The sequence below is a fragment of the Zarconia sp. genome, from assembly GCF_057467645.1.
The window spans coordinates 1-2,507 of the sequence record NZ_JBRJXU010000149.1 but is presented as its reverse complement, the minus strand read 5'-3'; the positions used below and the strand labels follow the sequence as shown (position 1 = coordinate 2,507).

Here is a 2,507-nt window from a genome sequence, read left to right as displayed (position 1 = left end):
TTCTTCGTTGGTGGTTTCGAGTTCTTCGATCACCGCTTGGAGGTTTTCGCGGGTTTGTTGGAGTTCGTATTCGAGTTCGAGGATGCGTTGGGAGGCTTCGGCGTCGGCTTCAAAGCGTTCTCCGGAAACCTGTTGGGGAGCGGCATCTTCTTGAATGACGATGACAAAGAAATCTTCTGCATGTTTGCTGCTTTCGTAATAGGTGACTTCGAGTTTGAGATTGCGAACCCCCTCGGCGCGATCGAGTTTGATTCCCGAATAAGACACCGGCGATCGCTCTCGTTTGGCCCGTCGCAAGGCTGTATGCAGCGGGAGTTGCAGCTCGGTGACGATCAGTTTTGTAATATCGGTGGTGGCTTTGCCCAGGGGAATTTTTAAGACCTCCAGGCAGTCGTTGAAGGTATGGAGCAGTTGGTGGTCCCGTTCTACCAAAAAACAGGTGGCTCGATATTTGCCTAAAAAACTCTGAAATGCCCGATCGAGCATCGGATCGAGACGATTTTCTTGACGACTTTTGAGCAGGTTCGAGAGGGGCAGTTGGCGGGGATAGGGTTCGATTTTCTTCGCATGCAGAGTTAATCGAACATCCCGGAGTTTTTGATAAATTTTTCCTTTTTTATGAAGGGCTTTGAATTCCGGTTCCACATCCCCGAGGGTTTCCGATTCCCCCAAAAAGAGAATTCCGTCCGAGGCCAGGGAAAAGTGGAGATGTCGCAAAACCTGCTGCTGGAGTGCCGATTGCAGGTAAATCAACACATTGCGACAGCTGATGAGGTTCATGTTGGTGAAACCGGCATCTTTGGCTAAGTCGTGGGGGGCAAAGAGAATTTTTTCCCGCAGATGGCGAGAGACCTGCCAAGAATCGCTTTTGCGGGTGAAGTAGCGTTCGATCCGTTTGGGTTCGATGTCGTTGATAATCGTCAGGGGATAGATGCCGCGATCGGCTTTGGCTAAGGCGGCTTTATCGATATCCGTGGCGAAAATTTTATAGCGCACGGGTTTGTTCGATCGCACTAAAGCTTCATCGAGCAACATCGCCAGGGAGTAGGCTTCTTCTCCGGTGGCGCAGGCGGTAACCCAGCAGCGCAACTCTTCCTCGGGTTTGGCGAGATCGATTAGTTTGGGAATCACTCGGGCTTCGAGAAAATCCCACGCCATCCGATCTCGGAAAAATTGGGTGACGCTAATGAGTAAGTCGTGGCGCAGAATCGCCCGTTCTTCTGCAGAGGTTTCGAGCAGGCGAATGAAATCTTCAAAATTTTGACAGCCGCTAATCAGGTATCGGCGATGGATGCGTCGGGAGAGGGTACTGGTTTTGTAGTGGGAAAAATCTGTCTGCTCGTGGTGGGCTAAAATGCTGGCAATCCGCTGCAGTCGATCGGCATCGAGAAAGGAAACGGAGTCTTGACGGGAGGTATCTGGCGCTTTGGGAGATTGCACCAGCTGATAGACCATTTGGGCGAGTTCCCGAGGGGGTAAAATGCGATCGACGACTCCCGTAGCGATCGCCGTCCGGGGCATCCCGTCAAATTCGGCGGTTTCGGGTTCTTGCACCATGGCAAATCCCCCCGCTTCGTTAATGGCACGCAAACCGTTGGTGCCGTCGCTCCCCGTTCCCGATAAAATGACTCCGATCGCGCGATCGACGTAATTTTTAGCGAGAGATTCTAAAAAAATATCGATGGGAAAATTCAATTCATGACGGCTTCTTTCCTCTTGTTCGAGCAAATGCAATCGGCAATTTTCTAAAACTAAATTCTTTCCAGGGGGAATTAAATAGACGGAATTCGGTTCTAACTCCATGCCGTCTGTAACCCGATAGATGGTCATTCGAGTCCGTCGTTCGAGCAGTTCTTTCATCAAGCTTTTAAAGTCTGGCGAAAGATGCTGAATCACCACAAACGCTGCCCCACTATCAATGGGCATATGCTCGAAAAAACCTTCGAGGGCACGCAGTCCTCCGGCTGACGCGCCAATTCCCACTACGAAAAAATTGGGTTCGAGTTCGCCACTCGGAGAAGTCAAACCAGCTCGATCGTCTGACATAAAACGGATGCGGCAGCAAGAGGTTAACTATCTCTACATAGTAACGGCATTCAGTTCTAATTTGGTGGCGATCTTGACTCAATCCTGTCCGTTAAAAATCTGCCAATTTTTCCATGAAACGATCGACTGTGAAAACGATAAAAAATCTAAAAATAAAGATATTTAACAGAAAGTTACTGTAAGATAAGATTTTTAATATCTACACAAAAAAGACCATTTCGCGTGAGTTCGAGATCGAAGAGTTTCTGTAAGCATTCAGGTATCAGCCGTCACCCATTCGTGAAAGGTTAAGAAAATTGCTTGTTTGTCAAGCCCCATATTTAACGTCAGTTTTGGATAAGACTGTTTCCGGTGAGGGCGGGGAATGGGGAATGGGGAATGGGGAATCGGGATGAAGTACTTTGCTCCCCTGCAACCAGATGTAGCCAGTGCGATCGCTTCGCTCATCAAGAGGCTTGCCA

General features: G+C 49.1%; 2 protein-coding genes. Both read right to left on the bottom strand.

The features are described 5' to 3' along the window. Positions 1-2,046 (bottom strand): chemotaxis protein CheB (locus AC2215_RS22890; protein ID WP_486812334.1); only part of this gene is annotated, 2,046 nt, incomplete at its 3' end. Between the two features lie 255 nt (positions 2,047-2,301). Further along, positions 2,302-2,507, bottom strand: a 206-nt coding sequence (locus AC2215_RS22885) for a hypothetical protein (RefSeq protein ID WP_486812333.1), incomplete at its 5' end; no start/stop codon positions are given.